This window comes from Inquilinus sp. OTU3971, assembly GCF_038440215.1.
The window spans coordinates 81,619-98,362 of the sequence record NZ_JASATH010000005.1; the positions used below are offsets into that span (position 1 = coordinate 81,619).

16 protein-coding genes are annotated in these 16,744 nt (G+C 68.9%); 7 read left to right on the plus strand and 9 right to left on the minus strand.

What is annotated here, in order from left to right; all coding sequences use genetic code 11:
* Positions 1-7: 7 nt before the first annotated feature.
* The 3 genes from AAHM41_RS02530 to AAHM41_RS02540 all read left to right on the plus strand — a co-directional run bounded on the left by AAHM41_RS02530 (position 8) and on the right by AAHM41_RS02540 (position 2,368).
* Entirely contained in the window at positions 8-1,516 is a 1,509-nt protein-coding gene (locus AAHM41_RS02530; protein ID WP_342234926.1) for a Ppx/GppA family phosphatase, read from the plus strand.
* Positions 1,517-1,589: 73 nt separating this feature from the next.
* Positions 1,590-1,880 carry a type II toxin-antitoxin system TacA family antitoxin gene (locus tag AAHM41_RS02535; RefSeq protein ID WP_342234927.1) on the plus strand — a complete coding sequence of 97 codons (291 nt, stop codon included), beginning with the start codon at positions 1,590-1,592 and terminating at the stop codon, positions 1,878-1,880.
* Positions 1,877-2,368, plus strand: coding sequence for a GNAT family N-acetyltransferase (locus tag AAHM41_RS02540; RefSeq protein ID WP_342234928.1), 492 nt, complete (start codon positions 1,877-1,879; stop codon positions 2,366-2,368). The genes AAHM41_RS02535 and AAHM41_RS02540 overlap by 4 nt, the downstream gene beginning before the upstream one ends.
* A gap of 20 nt (positions 2,369-2,388) precedes the next feature.
* Here AAHM41_RS02540 and AAHM41_RS02545 read toward each other — a convergent pair whose 3' ends face one another.
* The 3 genes from AAHM41_RS02545 to AAHM41_RS02555 are packed head-to-tail and all read right to left on the minus strand — an operon-like array spanning position 2,389 to position 5,697.
* Positions 2,389-3,228: a carbon-nitrogen hydrolase family protein gene (locus AAHM41_RS02545; RefSeq protein WP_342234929.1), complete on the minus strand. Its 840-nt coding sequence runs from the start codon at positions 3,226-3,228 to the stop codon at positions 2,389-2,391.
* Complete coding sequence (locus AAHM41_RS02550; protein ID WP_342234930.1) at positions 3,225-4,769, minus strand: ABC transporter substrate-binding protein; 1,545 nt, start codon at positions 4,767-4,769, stop codon at positions 3,225-3,227. The genes AAHM41_RS02545 and AAHM41_RS02550 overlap by 4 nt, the downstream gene beginning before the upstream one ends.
* A 22-nt stretch (positions 4,770-4,791) precedes the next feature.
* Positions 4,792-5,697, minus strand: a complete 906-nt coding sequence (locus tag AAHM41_RS02555; RefSeq protein ID WP_342234931.1) for an alpha/beta hydrolase — start codon at positions 5,695-5,697, stop codon at positions 4,792-4,794.
* Positions 5,698-5,838: 141 nt separating this feature from the next.
* On the opposite strand from AAHM41_RS02555, the gene AAHM41_RS02560 reads away from it, so the two are divergent.
* The 4 genes from AAHM41_RS02560 (at position 5,839) to AAHM41_RS02575 (ending at position 11,076) form a co-directional block, all read left to right on the plus strand.
* Complete coding sequence (locus AAHM41_RS02560) at positions 5,839-6,447, plus strand: GntR family transcriptional regulator (protein ID WP_342234932.1); 609 nt, start codon at positions 5,839-5,841, stop codon at positions 6,445-6,447.
* Positions 6,448-6,910: 463 nt separating this feature from the next.
* Positions 6,911-8,581 carry a tyrosinase family protein gene (locus AAHM41_RS02565; protein ID WP_342234933.1) on the plus strand — a complete coding sequence of 557 codons (1,671 nt, stop codon included), beginning with the start codon at positions 6,911-6,913 and terminating at the stop codon, positions 8,579-8,581.
* A gap of 34 nt (positions 8,582-8,615) precedes the next feature.
* Positions 8,616-8,966, plus strand: a complete 351-nt coding sequence (locus tag AAHM41_RS02570) for a hypothetical protein (protein ID WP_342234934.1) — start codon at positions 8,616-8,618, stop codon at positions 8,964-8,966.
* A gap of 67 nt (positions 8,967-9,033) precedes the next feature.
* Positions 9,034-11,076: a multicopper oxidase family protein gene (locus AAHM41_RS02575; RefSeq protein WP_342234935.1), complete on the plus strand. Its 2,043-nt coding sequence runs from the start codon at positions 9,034-9,036 to the stop codon at positions 11,074-11,076.
* A 45-nt stretch (positions 11,077-11,121) separates the two neighbouring features.
* Here the strand turns inward: AAHM41_RS02575 and pldH are convergent, their stop codons facing one another.
* Genes pldH through AAHM41_RS02605 form a run of 6 tightly spaced genes read right to left on the minus strand, consistent with a single transcriptional unit; the run spans position 11,122 to position 16,651 of the window.
* Positions 11,122-11,868, minus strand: a complete 747-nt coding sequence (pldH, locus tag AAHM41_RS02580; RefSeq protein WP_342234936.1) for a pyridoxal 4-dehydrogenase, SDR-type — start codon at positions 11,866-11,868, stop codon at positions 11,122-11,124.
* A 27-nt stretch (positions 11,869-11,895) separates the two neighbouring features.
* Entirely contained in the window at positions 11,896-13,071 is a 1,176-nt protein-coding gene (gene ppaT, locus AAHM41_RS02585) for a pyridoxamine--pyruvate transaminase (RefSeq protein ID WP_342234937.1), read from the minus strand.
* A 10-nt stretch (positions 13,072-13,081) separates the two neighbouring features.
* Positions 13,082-13,888 carry a 4-pyridoxolactonase gene (gene pldA / locus AAHM41_RS02590; RefSeq protein WP_342234938.1) on the minus strand — a complete coding sequence of 269 codons (807 nt, stop codon included), beginning with the start codon at positions 13,886-13,888 and terminating at the stop codon, positions 13,082-13,084.
* 17 nt (positions 13,889-13,905) lie between these two features.
* The gene (locus tag AAHM41_RS02595) at positions 13,906-14,841 is read right to left on the minus strand and encodes a putative B6 ABC transporter permease subunit 1 (protein ID WP_342234939.1); all 936 of its coding nucleotides are present in this window, start codon (positions 14,839-14,841) and stop codon (positions 13,906-13,908) included.
* Positions 14,842-14,843: 2 nt separating this feature from the next.
* Positions 14,844-15,938, minus strand: a complete 1,095-nt coding sequence (locus AAHM41_RS02600) for a putative B6 ABC transporter permease subunit 2 (RefSeq protein ID WP_342234940.1) — start codon at positions 15,936-15,938, stop codon at positions 14,844-14,846.
* Positions 15,935-16,651, minus strand: coding sequence for an ATP-binding cassette domain-containing protein (locus AAHM41_RS02605; protein WP_342234941.1), 717 nt, complete (start codon positions 16,649-16,651; stop codon positions 15,935-15,937). The genes AAHM41_RS02600 and AAHM41_RS02605 overlap by 4 nt, the downstream gene beginning before the upstream one ends.
* Positions 16,652-16,744 lie beyond the last annotated feature (93 nt).

Below are 16,744 nucleotides of genomic sequence, written 5' to 3' on the forward strand. Positions count from 1 at the left end.
AGATCAGGTGTTCCGTATCGGACCGATCGTGCCGTCCCGGCCGGGGCGGGTGGGCGTCATCGACATCGGCTCGAACTCGATCCGCCTCGTCGTTTATGACCGGGTGACCCGGTCGCCCGTTCCGGTGTTCAACGAGAAGGTGATGTGCGGCCTCGGCCGCGGGCTGGGCCAGGCCGGCCGCCTGTCGCCCGAGGGCTTGGTCCAGGCGCTCGACAACCTCTCGCGCTTCACCCGCCTGCTCGAAGGCATGGGCGTCGACCGGGTCGACGTGCTCGCCACCGCGGCGGTGCGAGAGGCCGAGGATGGCGCCGATTTCGTCGCCGAGGTCGAACGCCGCTGCGGCCTGCCGGTCACGGTGATCAGCGGCGTCGAGGAGGCGCGGCTGTCCGCCCTCGGCGTCATCTCCGGCATCCGCGACGTCGACGGCGTCATGGGCGATCTCGGCGGTGGCTCGCTCGAGCTGGTCGGGCTCGACCGCGGCGAGATCGACGAGCAGGTGACCCTGCCGCTCGGTCCGTTCCGGCTGATGGACGAGACCGGGGCGCGCAAGGAGGCGCGCAGCGTCGTGCTCGACACGCTGGGCCAGCAGGACTGGCTGCCGGCCTATGCCGGCCGCAGCTTCTACCCGGTCGGCGGCGCCTGGCGCGCCATCGCCAAGCTGTTCATGGAGCGGGTGAACCACCCGCTGCACATCATCCACCAGTACACGGTGCCGACCGGCGCGCTGGCCGATTTCGTCAGCCTGGTGGCGAAGCAGAGCAAGGGGGCCCTCTCCGGTGCCTCGATTTCCCGCCGCCGGGTCGAGATGCTGCCGATGGCCGCTCTGGTGCTGGAAGGCGTGCTGAAGACCCTGAAGCCGGCGCGGGTGGTGTTCTCGGCCCTCGGCCTGCGTGAGGGCCATCTGTTCGACCTGCTGTCGCCGGAAGACCAGGCGCGCGATCCGCTGATCTACGCCGCCGCCGAGCTGGCGCACCGGCTCGACCGCTTCGGCCATGCCGAGGTGGTGGCGGAATGGACCCGCTCGGTGTTCCCGGAGGAGACGGCGGACGACGCGCGGCTGCGCCAGGCGGCCAGCCTGCTGTCCGACATCGGCTGGTTCGAGCATCCCGACTACCGGGCCGAGCATGCCTGGCTGCGGGTGCTGCGCATGCCGGTCGCCGGGCTCGACCATGCCGAGCGCGTGTTCCTGGCGGCCGCGGTCTATGTCCGCTACGGCGGCACCCTGGGCGACGCGCTGACCGGGCCGGTGCTGGAGCTGCTGACCGAGGCGATGCGCAGCCGGGTGCTGCTGCTCGGACAAGCCCTGCGCCTGGCCCACACCCTGACCGGCGGCGCCACCTCGCTGCTCGAGCGCACCAGCCTCACGGTGTCGGGCGAGGCGGTGGTGCTGACCCTGCCGGCCGACGAGGAGGCGCTGACCGGCCTCGCCGTCGACCGCCGGCTCGAAGCCGTGGCCAAGGCCCTGGGCAAGCCCGGCCGCGTCGTGATCGAGGAAACGCGACGGGCGGCGGGGTAGGGTGCCGCACGCAACGTAATGACGTTGACACTACGGCTGTGCTATGATGGCTTGACCTGTAGGAGGTCGAGCCATGCCCACGCCAGGCGCCGCATCCGGTAAGCGTGAAACGCTGAACATCCGCATCAAGCCCGAAGAACGCAGCCTGATCGATCGGGCGGCGAAGGCACGAGGGAAGAATCGTACGGACTTCGTGCTGGACGCGGCGCGCGCAGCCGCCGAAGAGGCCCTGCTTGACCAGACCGTCATCGTGGTCAGCCCCGAGGCCTATGCTGCATTCCTGGCCCGGCTGGACATGCCGCCCCAGCCCAATGAGCGGCTGCGCCGGACGATGCGGACCAAAGCTCCGTGGGATAAGGAATGACGGTTTCGGCGCCCGAGCCGCTGCCGTCGCATCACGACACCGAGGGGTTCGGATCGGGCGTCGAGAGCCTGGACAACTGGCTGAAGCGCCGGGCCCTGAAGAACCAGACGACCGGCGCGTCCCGCACCTTCGTCGCCTGTGAGGGCCGCCGCGTGCTGGCCTATTACGCCCTGGCGTCGAGCGCGATCGCCATCGACGCCGCACCCGGCGGCTTCCGCCGCAACATGCCGGACCCGATCCCGGTGGTCGTCCTCGGTCGGCTCGCGGTGGACCGGTCCCGACAGGGCGGCGGCCTCGGCCGCGCCCTGGTCAGGGATGCGGGCCTGCGGGTCATCCAGGCAGCCGACATCGTCGGGATTCGCGGGATGATCGTGCACGCGCTGTCAGCCGAAGCCAGGACGTTCTACGAGCGGATCGGCTTCGAACCCTCGCCGCTCGATCCGATGACGCTGATGATCACGCTGGCCGACCTGAAAACGAGCCTCTGATCGGCCATCGGCGGGCGGCGTCACACGGGATCGGCCGCCGCCACCTCGAACGGCCGGTCATGCGTCAGCGTCGGCAGGGCCGCGCGGGCGGCGCGGACCCGGTCGAGGTCGAGATCGGCCACGATCAGCCCGACCTCGGTCCCGGCATCGGCCAGCACCTCGCCCCAGGGCGACACGATCAGCGAATGGCCCCAGGTGCGGCGGCCCAAATGATGCGTGCCGGTCTGGGCCGGGGCCAGGACGAAGCAGCCGGTCTCGATCGCCCGGGCCCGCAGCAGCACCTCCCAATGCGCGGCGCCGGTGGCGCAGGCAAAGGCCGCCGGCACCGCCAGGATCTCAGCCCCCGCCTTCGCCAGGGCGCGGTGCAGCTGCGGGAAGCGCAGATCGTAGCAGATGGTCAGCCCCAGCCTGCCGCCGCCCGGCAGCCGCGCCACTGCCCCGGTGCCGCCCGGGGCGAACTGCGCGCTCTCGCGATGCACCTCGCCGTCCGGGAGGTCGGCGTCGTAGAGGTGGATCTTGTCGTAGCGCGCCAGCACCGCGCCGTCGGGCCCGAGCAGGTAGGAGCGGTTGGCGAAGCGCGGCCCCTCGGTGCGCACGACGGCGGAGCCGAGCAGCAGCACCGTCCCGGTCTCCTGGGCCAGGGCGCGGTAGCTGGCCAGCGCCTCGTGCCGCTCCTCCGGCTGCGCCCTCTCCTGCAGCAGCGCCGGGTCCTCGATGATCGCATCCGCCACCTCCGGCAGCGCGATCAGCGTCGCCCCGCGCGACGCGGCGTCACGGATCAGGGCGCCGGCCGCGGCGAGGTTGGGGCCGACCTCCGGCCCGACATTGAGCTGGATGCAGGCGGCGCGGATCACGGTCATTTGGCCACCGAGACGTTCCAGTAGCGCGGCGCGTCGGCCGGCCAGACCTTGAAACCCTGGATCCGCTTGGCCACGGCGTAGTCGGAGGCGTGCAGGTACAGGCTGGCGGCCGGCGCCTCCTCGGTGAACAGCCGGCCGATCTGGTCCAGCACCGATTGCATCTGCGCCCGGTCGGTGGTGGCGTTGGCCTGGGCCAGCAGGTCGATGGCACGCGGGTCCTTCCAGATCTTGCGCGGCTGCGGCCCGATGATCCGCTCCCACTGGCCCAGCGGGTCGAGCCGCGGCGAGTAGGAGAAGGACTGGGTCTGGAACTTGCCGGTCTGGTAGGCGTCCAGTTGCGCCGTCCATTCCAGCACTTCGAGCTCGACGTTCAGCCCGACGCTGCGCAGCATGTCCTGCATCAGCACGCCGCAATCATACATCTCGGCATAGCGCTTGTTCGCGGTCATGACGATGCGCTGGCCCTTGTAGCCGGCCTCGGCCAAGAGGGCCTTGGCCCGCTCCGGGTCGTAGGGCAGGGCGTCGGTCTGGGCCTGGGAGTGATAGGGGCTGAACTCCGGCACCGGCGTCGCCTGGAACTTGGAGCCGCCGAAGGTCACGGCCTCGGCGATGGCGGCGCGGTCCAGCGCCATCACGATCGCCTGCCGCACCCGCTTGTCCTGCAGGATCGGGTCCCCGGAGTGCAGGATCAGCGCCTCCCAGCCCGGGGTGATGCTGGACTGGACTTCGAAAGCGATGTTGTCCCGGATCTGGATCCGGTCCTGCGATTCCAGCGGGGCCGTGTCCAGCGCGCCGGCCTGCAGCGCCGTCAGCTTGGCCGCCGAATCCGGCATGATGTTGAAGCGGACCTTGTCGACGAACACCTCCTTGCGGCCGACATAGCCGCTCATGGCATCGTTGCGCGGCGTGTAGCCGTCGAAGCGGCTCAGCTCGATGTACTGACCCGGGCGCCAGTCCGACAGAATGAAGGGGCCGGTGCCGACCGGCTTGTCCCAGCTGCCGTCCGGCTTGACCGAGGATGGGTGCAGCACCGGCGTGCCGCCGCAATCCATCCGCGCCAGGTTATAGAGGAACCCGGCGCTGGGTCGGTCCAGGACGTAGACCACGGTGTCTGGGTCCGGCGCCGTCACGCTCTCGACCTTCAGCCCGTTGTCGCCGGTGTAGACGTCGCGGCAGCGCCATTTGGTGGCCGGGTCCATCAGCCGGTCCCAGGACCATTTCACCTCGGCCGAGGTCATGGTTGCGCCGTTCTGGAACTTCACGCCGCGGCGCAGACGGAAGGTGTAGGTCTTGCCGTCGTCCGACACGTCCCAGCGGTCGGCCAGCATCGGCCCGACCTCCAGGTCCTCGCGGAACCCGACCAGCCCCTCGACGATGTGCTGGTGCACGATGTCGGTGGCGCCGTCGCGGTCGACGCCCGGGTTGGTGCTGCGGATGTCGGCCGACAGCACGGTGCTGATGGTGCCGCCGCGCGGCGTCTCGGCCGCGGCGGGGACCGCCGCCAGCGCCGCCGCCGCGGCCAGTAGCATGAGCCGGTTCATTTTGCCCCCTGTCTGTTTGTGGTTATGCGCCGAAGGCGGATGCCCGGCCGGGGCCGAGCACGTCGTGGAAGAAGTCGCGCGCCCGCTCCGCCACCGCTGCGAGATCGTGGGCGGCGCCGGGGATGATGTCGTGCCGCACCGCCAGGCCGTGCGCCTGCAGGTTGCGGCGCAGGCTGGTCAGCCGGGCGATGCGGTTGGCCCCGGCCCGGTTGGCGTCCGTCATCCAATGCCGGCTGCCGGGCCGGTGGGTGATCGACGCCGTCTCCAGGTCGCTGTCGCCGATCGCCAGATGCACCGGCACGCGGCGCATCGCCTCCAGGTCCGGGGCGCGGCCGAAGATTCGCTCCATGTCCCGCGTGCCCACCCACCAGTCGCGCTTCGGGTCGATCAGCGTGACCGACCCCGGGGAACCGATCGACACGGCGCGCAGCCGCTCCGGATGCAGGTAGAGGAAGCGGTGGGCGAAATGGGCGCCGCCGGAGAAGCCGAACAGGCAGAACCGGTCGAAGCCCAGGCCGATGCGCGCCTCGGCCTCCGCCACCATGGCCAGCAGCAGCCGGTCGTACCGGATGTCGCCCTCGGCCATGTATTTGTAGCCGTCCTCGTTGCCGTCGCCGAGCGGGTCGGCCGGGAACAGCGGCGCCAGCACCACGGCGCCGTGCCAGCGGGCGAAGTCGGCGAAGGCGTCGCGGCTCGATTCCACGCCCCGCAGGCTGCCATGCACCGCGACCAGCAACGGCACCCGCTCGGTGCGGCGCAGCCGCGGCGGCACGAACAGGCTGTAGCCGAAGCGCGGATCGGCCCGGCAGGACAGCACCGGCGTGGTGCCCGTCCGTCGCGGACCCGCCGGCGCCGGTCGCACCACCGCTCCGGGGACCGCCGCACGCCCGGTTTCGAGATCCGCCTTCAGCACGCCGCCATCGGCCATCTGGCATTCTCCAAAATTGGCGCCAATTTTTCCGTGACGATAGACGTCAAAATCGCAGACGGCAACCCGGCATGCTACAAGACTGCTGGCGCGCCGGGCGCGGACGGAACGAGACACCGAAGAACGATGAAGCGGCAGGGCATGGATCGGGGGCGGGTCGAGACGCTGGTCGAGGCGATCCGGGATGACATCCTCTACGGCGTCTATCGGGCCGGGGAGTGGCTGAAGCAGATCGATTTGCAGGAGCGCTACGAGGCCAACCGCTTCGAAGTGCGGCAGGCGCTGGTCGAGCTGAAGAACCGCCGGCTGGTCGAGCACAAGGTCAATAGCGGCTTCCGGGTGGCGGCGCCCGACCCTGAGGAGCTGCTGCATCTGAAGGCGGTGCGGACGATCCTCGAGACCGGCGCGGCGGAGCCGGTGGTGGCGCGGGCGACGGCCGCCGACCTGGCCGAGCTCGACGACATCGCCACGCGCTTCGGGCAGGCGATCGAGACCGCCGACCCGCCGACCCGGACCGAGCTGAACTACGCCTTCCACCGCCGGCTCTACGACATCGCCGGCAACCCTGTGCTGGCGGCGCTGATCCACGACATGCGCGAGCGCGGCCAGTCCGGCACCACCGGCCGCTGGTTCACCCTGGCGGGCTTGCGCCTCAGCGCGCAGGAGCACCACGCCATGGTCGCCGCCATCCGCGCCCGCGACGTGGCGGCGCTGCGGCAGCTGATCGACCACCACATCAACCGGCGGTGACCGGGCCGAGAAGTTCGGAAGACGAGACGCTGCACGGAGATCTCAGTCACCAGATCACTGCAAAGCATAGATTTTTCCGGTAATTCGGTTCGATCTTGTTGCAAATTTAAATCATACAATAACAATTGCAGATCAGCTCGGGATCGAAATAATGTCAGATATAGGTTCCGTAGTTCGGAATCGGATGGATGTGTCGCGTAGTATGCAACCGATGATGTCTGTTCATTTTTTACGACAGTGATTCTGAGTTTCGCAATATTTATTTAATATAAAAAAGGATATCAGAAATATCTATAAAAGAAGAATATGGTTTGTTCGTTTTTGCTGAAGGTATTTCGTGATTGTTATTGGTGATGATTGTCAATCATGAGGTATCGTTGGTTGCAAATTCGGTCGCATTTTGGTGGATGGCGATCGATTTTGGAAGAGATGTTTCGATTGGCAGATTTATCGGGAGGACAGCATGGACAGAACGGATTTCAACCTGACGCGCCGCGATGTTCTGGTGGCAGCCGCCGCCGTGGCCGGCGCTGCGGCCGTGCCGTTTCGGCCGGCGCGGGCGGCCGCGAAATACACCCGCCCCAATGTCACCAGCCCCGCCGGCCAGAGGATGCTGGCCAGCTACGCCAAGGGCGTGCAGGCGATGCTGGACCTGCCGGCCGACCACCCGCAGAACTGGTTCCGCAACGCGTTCATCCACATGATGGACTGCCCGCACGGCAACTGGTGGTTCTATGTCTGGCACCGCGGCTATATCGGCTATTTCGAGCGCACCATCCGCACGCTGAGCGGCGACCCGGACTTCGCACTGCCCTATTGGGACTGGACCCAGCTGCCGCAGATCCCGGACGGGATGTTCGACGGCCCCCTGACCCCGACGGATTCGGCCTATCTGCCCTATACCGGCAACCTGGCGCGGTTCTCCGATTTCGTCACGCCGGCCCTGACGAAATACTGGGACAGCCTGTCGCCCGACCAGCTCACGCAGCTGAACAACCGGGGCTACAAGGCCTTCGGCGACATGTGGAACGACGTGACCGGCTATATCCCGCCGCAGCCGCCGCCGCCGGCGGAGCCGAAATCGGGGGGTTACGCCGTCACCGAGAACCAGGCGTTCTGCGTGACCTCCAGCGCCCGCTACCTGTCGCGCGACAACCCGAAGCTGGACGACAAGACCGCCGTCGACGTCTCGCTGTTCATGATCATCGCAGGATTGCTGCCGAAGCACTTCAACGAAGCCTTCGCTCCCTTCAGCTTCACCAGCGCCAAGACGCCCTCGCACAACACGGCGCCGCCCAACTCGAAGGTGTTCTCCCTGCTCGAAGGGTTCCCGCACAATAAGACGCACAACTATCTCGGCGGCTTCAGCAGGACCGACCCAGGCCCCTACGGCAACATGACCAACAACCTGTCGCCGGTCGACCCGATCTTCTTCCTGCATCACGCGAACATGGACCGGCTGTGGGATGTCTGGACGCGGAAACAGATGCGTGAGCGTGGGCCCATCGGTCCAGCCGACCCGGATGCCGCGACCTTCAACAACGAACCGTTCCTGTTCTACATCGACGGCGACGGCAAGCCTGTCGGCCCGGCCAAGGCCGGCGACTATTTCGACATGAGCGTGTTCGACTACGACTACGAGCCGGGGTCGGGGGAGGAGATCGTCCCGAAGACCGGCGACGGGCTGGTCGCCGCCGCGCCGCCGCAGCCCATCCAAGGCTCAGTGGTGGCCAATGTCGGCAAGGTGGCGGTGCCGGCGGCCGCCGTCCGGGGCCATCTTGCCGCGACGGGTGGGCGGCCATTGGTGGCGCAGATCACGCTGCCTCAGCCGTCGGGGCCGTCCCCGACCCGCGAGTTCGACATCCTTGTCAACGCGCCCGAGGGCGTCACTCAGGTTTTGGCCGACAGCCCTTACTATGCCGGCACCTTCGCCCTGTTCGGCGCGCACACGCCGGGCATGCACGGGCATGGCGACATGGACCTGACCTTCGCGGTGCCCCTGCCGAAGACGCTGCGCGCCTTCACGGAACTGGGCGCCGCGGCGGAGGCGACGCTGAACATCCGGGTGGTGCCGTCCCATGGACAGAACAAGCCGGCCGTCGCGCTCAAGGCCGTCTCGCTGGCGACGCAGTAGAGCGGCGCTCAGCCTCGCCGCTGCGGCCTTCGGATTGCTCGCAATCCTGGTCCTCGGCGGCAGCGCGGCGGCGCAGGAGCTGACGCTGCCCCTGCCGCGCCCGCTGCGGCCGGGCGAGATCGCCTGGCTGCAGGTGGAGGTCGGCCGGATAGGCCGGGGCCAGGAGGTCATCGTGGCAACGGCATCGGGCCGGGACATCGGCGTGATCTCGCCCTTTGCCATCCGCACCGGGCAGGAGGCCGGGACCTACCCGCTTCCTGTTCCGACAGAGGCGATCGAGGGCGACCGCGTCGTCGTCCGGCTCAGCATCACCCAGGTCGGAGCGCCGCCGCGCGACCCGACCGGGGAGGAGGTCCGGCGCGTGACGGTGCTCCTCGGTCCCTGACGGGCCAGCCCCTCACGGGGTGGATTTATTGCGATTTCGATAGTGCGAACAATTTTTGGAGGAGGATATGGCTGTCGATACCAAGGTCTCCATTGGACGTCTTCTGCTCGTCGGCCTTGCATGGGCCGCCTTCGGCACGGTACCGGCCGGGGCGCAGACCGCGGAGCGGCTGGTCAGCAATCCCCGGGTCCTCGGTGCGGGGGTCTCTCCGCCGACGAGCCTGAGGCCGCGGGTGGCCGAGGCGTTGCCGCATGAGCAGGTGCTGGATCTCAACATCGTCTACACCGAAGGGCAGCTGTACAACCCGGCGACGGGCCGCTACGACAAGGTGCATCTGCGCAGCTACAACGGCACCGATGTCAACCCGACGGCGCCGTATGTCTCGCCGACGATCGACGTCGATGCGGGCGACACGATCCGGGTCAACCTGCACAACCAGCTGCCGGCGGACCCGAGCTGCGCGCCCGATCACGAGCACAATGGGGGGCACTGCTTCAACGGCACGAATCTGCACAGCCACGGGCTGTGGGTGAACCCGTCGGGCAACGGCGACAACGTGCTGCTGTCGATCAACCCCGGCGTCAAGTTCCAATACGAATACAACATCCCGGGCGACCATCCGGCAGGGACGTTCTGGTACCACACCCATCGCCACGGCTCGACCGCGCTGCAGGTCTCCAGCGGCATGGCCGGGGCTCTGATCATCCGCGGCAACCGGCTGCCCACCGGCTCGACCAAGGGCGACCTCGACACGCTGCTGGACGGCTTCCCGGAGCGGGTGATGGTGTTCCAGCAGATCCAGTATGCCTGCCGCAACCCGGACGGAACGATCAAGCGCGAGGGAACCGACGGTCCCTATATCTGCGACGCCGACGATGTCGGCGAAATCGAAAACTACGACCTGTTCTCCCCGGGGGAATGGCCCGATTCGGGACGCTACACGTCGATCAACGGCGTCGTCCTCCCCACCTTCAAGGCCACCCAGGGTCAGATCGAGCGCTGGCGGATGATCCATGCCGGCGTGCGCGACACGATCAGCCTCAGGATCGTGAAGATGAAGCCCTCGGCCCAGATCGCCGCGACCTTCAGCCAGGCGGAGGCCCAGACTTTCATCGAGCAATCCTGTAACGACTCGGGCATCACCTATTATCGGGTCGCGGCGGACGGGCTGACCCTGGCGCAGGCGCAGGGCTCGAACCTCACGGTGTTCCAGCCCGGTTACCGCTGGGACACGCTGACGGTGTTCCCGGAGGCGGGCCGCTACTGCCTGATCGACGCATCCTCGCCGAAGGCTGGGTCGGTCAACGGCGACAACCCCAACCCGTCGCTCCTCGGCTTCGTGGATGTCGAACCGGGCACGGAGGTCCCGAACCTCACCAGCTATGTGGTCAATACCCTGGCGGCTGCGGCCGAAGCCGAGATGCCCGCTGATATCGCACCGGCGGTGGTCGCCGACCTCAGGAACGGCCTCAGATTCTCCCTCTTCGTCCCCCATCCGGACATCGCGGACGGCGAGGTCACGGGCCATCAGGAGCTGACCTTCTTCATCGATGTCAGCGACCCCGACAATACCAAGTTCGAGGTGAGCAACACCCTGAGCGAGGCCCAGGCCGAGCCCTACAAGCCCGACCGGCTGGACCGGGTGCTCAAGCTGGGCGGGGTGGACGAGTGGACGATGCAATCGCATTTCGTCAGCCATCCGTTCCACATCCATGTCAATCCGTTCCAGATCGTCTCGATCATCGATCCGGCTGGCCACGACGTCAGCCTCCCGGGAGCCCTCGACAACGATGGCGGCAAGCCGGACGTGGCCGATCCCCAATATCCGGGCCTGAAGGGCGTGTGGAAGGACACGCTCTGGATCAAGAGCCTGCTCCCGAATAAGGACATCACCGATCCCAAGAAGGGCCTCTACACGATCACGGTCCGGACCCGCTATGAACGCTACATCGGCGAGTTCGTGCTGCATTGCCACATCCTCGACCATGAGGACGGGGGCATGATGCAGAACGTCGCGATCGTGCTGCCGGACGGGGATGTTTCGGCGGCGGCTGCGGCGGCGCCGCCGCTCCAGCTCCAGCAGGGGCACATGCACACGAAGAAGCCCTGAACGGGCCGCACCACCCGGGTCCCGTCGTGGACCCGGGTGGTGCTCTCACCATCTTACCATCCCGCCGTCGACATTCAGCGTCTGCCCCGTGATCCAGCGCGCCTCGTCGGAGGCGAGAAAGGCGATCGCCGGGGCGATGTCGCGCGGCTGGCCCTGGCCGGGGATCGCCTGCAGCATCTCGACGAAGCCGAAGGCCTGGGCGTGTGGGCTGGCCATGACCCCGTCCGACGCCGTCAGCCCCGGCGTCACCGCGTTCACGGTGATGCCGTGCTTGCCCAGCTCGGTCGCCAGCGCCCGGGTGAAGCCGAACACGCCGCCCTTGGCCGCGACATAGGCCGCCATGTTCGGCGTGCCGGCGAAGATGGTGTTCGAGCAGATGTTGACGATGCGGCCCTTGCGTCCGTCCCGCCGCATCAGGTCGGAGGAGGCGCGGGACATCAGGAACACGCCGGTCAGGTTGACCGCGACGATCTTGTTCCAATGCGCCAGGTCGACCTCGTCCCAGGCGATGAACGGCACGATCGCGGCGTTGTTGACCAGGATGTCGACCCCGCCGGCCCGCGCCGCCACCGTCTCGTGCAGCGCTGCCACCGAAGCGGGATCGGAGACGTCGCAGGCGACGGCGAAGCTGTCGTTCCCCAGCGCCGCGGCCACGGCTGCGGCGCCGTCGGCATTGATGTCGGCGACGACAATCCGCGCGCCGTCGGCCGCCAGCCGCTCCGCGATCGCCCGACCGATGCCCTGCGCCGCCCCGGTCACGATCGCGACCTTGCCCGAAAGATCCGAAGCCATGTCCCTGTTCCTTTGTTGGTTGGTGAGTCAGCCGGCGTCGATGGCCGCCATCGCGGCCGCCACGCCGCGGCCGATATCGACCTTGTGGCCGAGTGCGCCCAGCGCCCCGCCGAGGGCGCTGATCGCCACCACGGCGTAGAGCGGCTGGGCGGTTGGCCCCATATGGCCGATGCGCACCAGCTTCCCCAGTGTCTCGCCGCGGCCGGAGGAGAAGGCGACACCGTAGCGGTCGCGCGCGACCCCGCGCAGCGCCTCGTCGGCCACGCTGTCGGGCACCCGGACCGCCGTGGTGGTAGGGGAGGCGATGGCCTCGTGCGCCGGCCACAGCGCCAGCCCCATCGCCTGCAGACCGGCCCGGCAGGCCCGCGCGGTCAGCGCGTGGCGGGCCCACACCGCTTCCGGCCCCTCCGCCAGATACTGGTCGAGCGCGGCGTCGAGGCCGTTGACCTCGGCGACCGAGGGGGTGAAGGGGAAGGGCCGGTCGTGCTTCCAGGCGTGCTCCCAGTCCAGGATGCTCAGCATCGAGGCGCGGGGCGCGTCGGGGTTGGCCTTCATCTTGCTCCAGGCGCGGTCGCTGACGCCAAGCAGGCTCAGGCCCGGCGCACCGCCCAGGCACTTGTTCGGGCCGGTGACGAAGATGTCGGCGTGGCAGGCCTCGGGGTGCACGTCCATGCCGCCGAAGGACGACACCGCGTCGACGATGAGGTAAGCGCCGTGTTCCGCCACGATCCGGCCGATCGCGTCGACCGGATTGATCGTACCGGACGGCGTGTCGTGGTGGCAGGCGGAGACGATGCGGATGTCGGGCCGGGCCTGCAGCACGCGGGCGACGGCGTCCGGGTCGATCGCCTCGTTGTAGGGCACTTCGATCTCGACCAGCTCGGCACAGTACCGCTTGGCCCAATAGCCGAAGCCCTTGCCGTAGACGCCGGAGGCGAGGTTCAGCACCACGTCGTCGCGGGCGATCAGCGAGGCCGCCGCCGCCTCCAGCCCCAGCACCGGCTCGCCATGCAGGATCACCGGCGGCGTCGACAGGCGCATCGCCGTCCGGGCCTTCTCGGTCACCTGCTCGTAGAAGGCCTGGAACACCGGGTCGTAGTCGTAGTGGATGGTGCGCGACAGCCCGCGCAGCACCGCCGGATAGGCGTCGACCGGTCCGGAGGTGAGGGTGAAGACGGGCTCGCGGATCGTCTGGTCGGGCATGGGAATGACCTCAGCCGTAGAATTTCGGGCCGGTCTGGTAGTTCGGGAAGTTCGCGGGGTCGTGCGAGAACATCAGCTCCGCCTCCCGCTCTTCCGCGAGCTTGGCCAGGCGGCGCATCGAGGCGACGCCCGCGACCGGGTCGATGTGGAAGGAGGCCTGGCATAGCGTCTCCAGGCTCTTCTGGGTGTAGGCGGCGTCGATCGTGAACAGGATCGGCCGCCGGGTCTGGAACTCGACCAGCAGGCTGTAATGGCCGATGGCGTGGCCGGGGGTGAACAGCAGGTGCACGCCCTTGGCCAGCTCGACATCGCCCTCGACCGTCTCGAAGCGGGAATTGGCGTCAGTGGTGCCCGCCAGCAGCTGGTCGCTCTTGCCGCGCGCCGCGGCGGCCTCGGCCGAGAAGCTCAGGTCGGAATAGCCCAGCACCTCGAAGGGCTGCGGCGTCGCCGCCTGGGCGATCTCGTCCCGGTGGCACAGCTTCTTCGCATGTGGGAAGTACTTGTTGCCGCCGACATGGTCGAAGTGGAAGTGCGAGTTGACGACGGTGCCGACATCCTTCGGCTCCAGCCCCAAGAGGCCGAGCGCGCCGGGGATGGTCTGCTCCTTCGTCTGCTGCGGCTTCTCGAAGGGCAGCACCTTCATCACATGGTCGTAGTCGAAGCCGCTGTCGATCAGGAAGCGGCCCTCGGCATGCTCGACCAGGATGGAATAGACCGGGAAGCGGATCTCGCCGCCGGGACCGCGGTTCCAGAAGACGTGGTAGCCGTCGAGGACGAGCGAGCCGCCGTCGAGCAGAAAGACCTTGGTGTCTGTCATGGGTTCCTCCGGAAGGGTCAGCGGGCGCCTCGGACGTAGGGTAGGCCCAGCGCCGCGGGCAGGCTGGCGCGCCGTCCGAACAGCACCAGCACCACCATCACCGCGGCGAAGGGCAGCATCTGGATCACGTCGGTCGGCACGTCGACGCCGGCGACCTGCAGTGCCGTGGTCAGCGACAGGCAGGCGCCGAACAGCAGGGCGCCGAGCAGCACCCAGACCGGCCGGCCGCGCGCCAGCATCGCCAGCACGATGCCGATGAAGCCGGCGCCGTTGGTCATGAAGGGGATGAACAGCCCGGCGCCGATATTGGCCAGGAAGGCGCCGCCGATGCCGGCCAGCGCACCGGTGGCCAGCACCGCGGCGGTGCGGATGCCGATCACGTCGACCCCGGCGGCATCCAGCGCCGCCGGCTTGTCGCCCGCCGCCTGCAGGTCGAGGCCGAGCGCGGTGCGCCGGAACACCCAGGCCAGGACGAAGACCAGCGCGACCGCGAGATAGACCACCGGGTGGCGATCGAACAGGGCCGGGCCGATCACCGGGATCGCCGATAGCAGCGGGATCGGCAGGGTGGCGGCACCCTCCAGCCGCGGATAGCTCTGGGCGAACTGGAAGAAGTGGAGCAGGGCGGTCAGCCCCTCGGCGCCCAGGGTCAGGGCGATGCCGATGACGATCTGGTTGAGGCCGAGCCGGACGCAGAGCAGCGCCATCAGCAGGGCCACCAGCAGGCCGCCGCCGGCGCCGCCGAGGAAGCCGAGCCAGATCGACCCGCTGGAATAGGCGACCAGGAAGCCGAGATAGGCGCCGGCCAGCATCATGCCCTCGATGCCGACATTCAGCACGCCGGCCTTCTCCGAGATCTGCTCGCCCAGCCCGGCCAGCAGCAGCGGCACGCCGGCGGTGATGGCGCCGAGCACCAGCGAGGTCAGGAAGGCCTGGGTCAGCAGCCCGTCCATGCTCAGGCCCTCATCCGCTCGCGGCGCCGGTGGTCGACAAACTCGACCAGCGCCAGCGCGATCAGCAGGATCGCCATCACCACCAGGGTGAAGTAGTGCGGCACGCCCAGCCGCCGCGCCGCGCTCTCGCCGCCGATCGACAGGACGGAGAACAGGAAGACGAAGGCGATGCTGGCGAAGCCGTTGAACCGGGCCAGGAACACCAGCGGGATCACCGCCAGGCCATAGGCCGGGTTCCAGTCGGCGCGGACATTGCCCTGCACGCCGATGATGTCGACCGCTCCCGCCATGGCCGCGAGCCCGGCCGAGATGGCGAAGACGGCGACGGTCAACCGCGGCACCGGCAGCCCGGCATGCACGGCGGCGCGGGCATTGGCGCCGACCACCCGCAGCTTCAGCCCGAAGGCGGTGCGGGTCATCATCAGATGGACCAGTACGACGGCGACGAGGCCGAGCACCAGCCCGCCGCTGATGGTGCTGCCGAACAGCCGCGGCAGCCGGTCGTCCACCGCCAGGGTCCGGGTCTGCGGCACCGTGGTGGCGGGGTCGCGGAAGGCCAGCTTCACCAGCACATTGGCGAAGGAGGTGCCGAGGAAGGTCATCATCAGCGTGGTGATGATCTCGTTCACCCCCTGATAGGCGCGCAGCAGCGCCGGCAGCAGCGACCAGGCGGCGCCGACCGCCGCGGCCAGGACCAGGCACAGCGGCAGGGCGATCCAGCCCGGCAGCGCCGCCGCCAGCGGCGGCCCGGCCGCGGCGACGATCACCGCGGCCAGCAGGAACTGGCCGTCGGTGCCGAGATTCCAGATGCCGGCACGGAAGGCGACGATCAGCCCGGCGGCCAGGAACAAGAGCGGCGCCATCCGCGACAGCGACGCCTGCAGCCCGAGCCAGGAGAGAAGGCCGCGCTGCAGGACCAGCCCGTAATAGGCCAGCGGGTCCGTCCCCAGCGCCAGCAGCACGCCGCCGGACAGCAGCAGCGCCGCCAGGATCGGCACCAGTGTGACCAGCGCCCAATGCAGCGCGGCTGCGGCCACGCCGGGGGTTGCGGGCGGCTTCTGCGCGGGGGCCGTGCCGTTCACCGCGTCCGCCGTCATGACGCCGCCCCGATCATCAGCTCGCCGACGCGCTGCCGCGCCCGGTCGTCATTGGCGACAGTGCCAGCGATGCGGCCGCGCGACATCACCGCGATCCGGTCCGCCAGCTCCAGCAACTCCTCCAGGTCGGTCGAGATCAGGATGGTGGCGACCCCGGCATCGGCGGCGTCGCGGATCCGCCGCCGCGCGGCAAGCGTGGTCTGCAGGTCGAGCCCGTAGGTCGGCTTGCTGTAGATCACGACCCGGGCGGCGCCGGACAGCTCGCGCGCCAGCAGCACCTTCTGGATGTTGCCGCCGGACAGGCGGCTGACCGGGGTGCGGATGCCTGGGGTGCGCACGTCGAAGGCGGCGACCAGGGCGCGGGCATGGCGGTCGATCTCGTCCGGCCGCTCCAGCCCGCGCGACCAGAAGGGCGCCTCGCCGATCTGCTTCAGCAGCAGATTCAGCGAGACGGGGAAGGGGCCGACAGTGCCCTCGCCCAGCCGGTCGTCGGTGACATAGCGCAGCCCCAGCCGGCGCCGCGCGCCGACATCCAGCCGGTCGATCGGCCGGCCATCCAGCAGGACGGTGCCGCCGCTCGCGGGCCGCTGCCCGGCCAGCGCCTCGGCCAGCTGCGCCTGGCCATTGCCGTCGATCCCGGCGATGCCCAGGATTTCGCCCGGTGCCACCTCCAGCGCGACATCGGCCACGGCCGCGGCGCCCTGGCCGGGCACGCTGAGGTCGCGGACGACCAGAATTGGTGCTGAGGCGTTTTCTTTTATTGTCCCCCCTCCCCTTGCGGGAGGGGGGTAGGGGGAGGGGGCTGC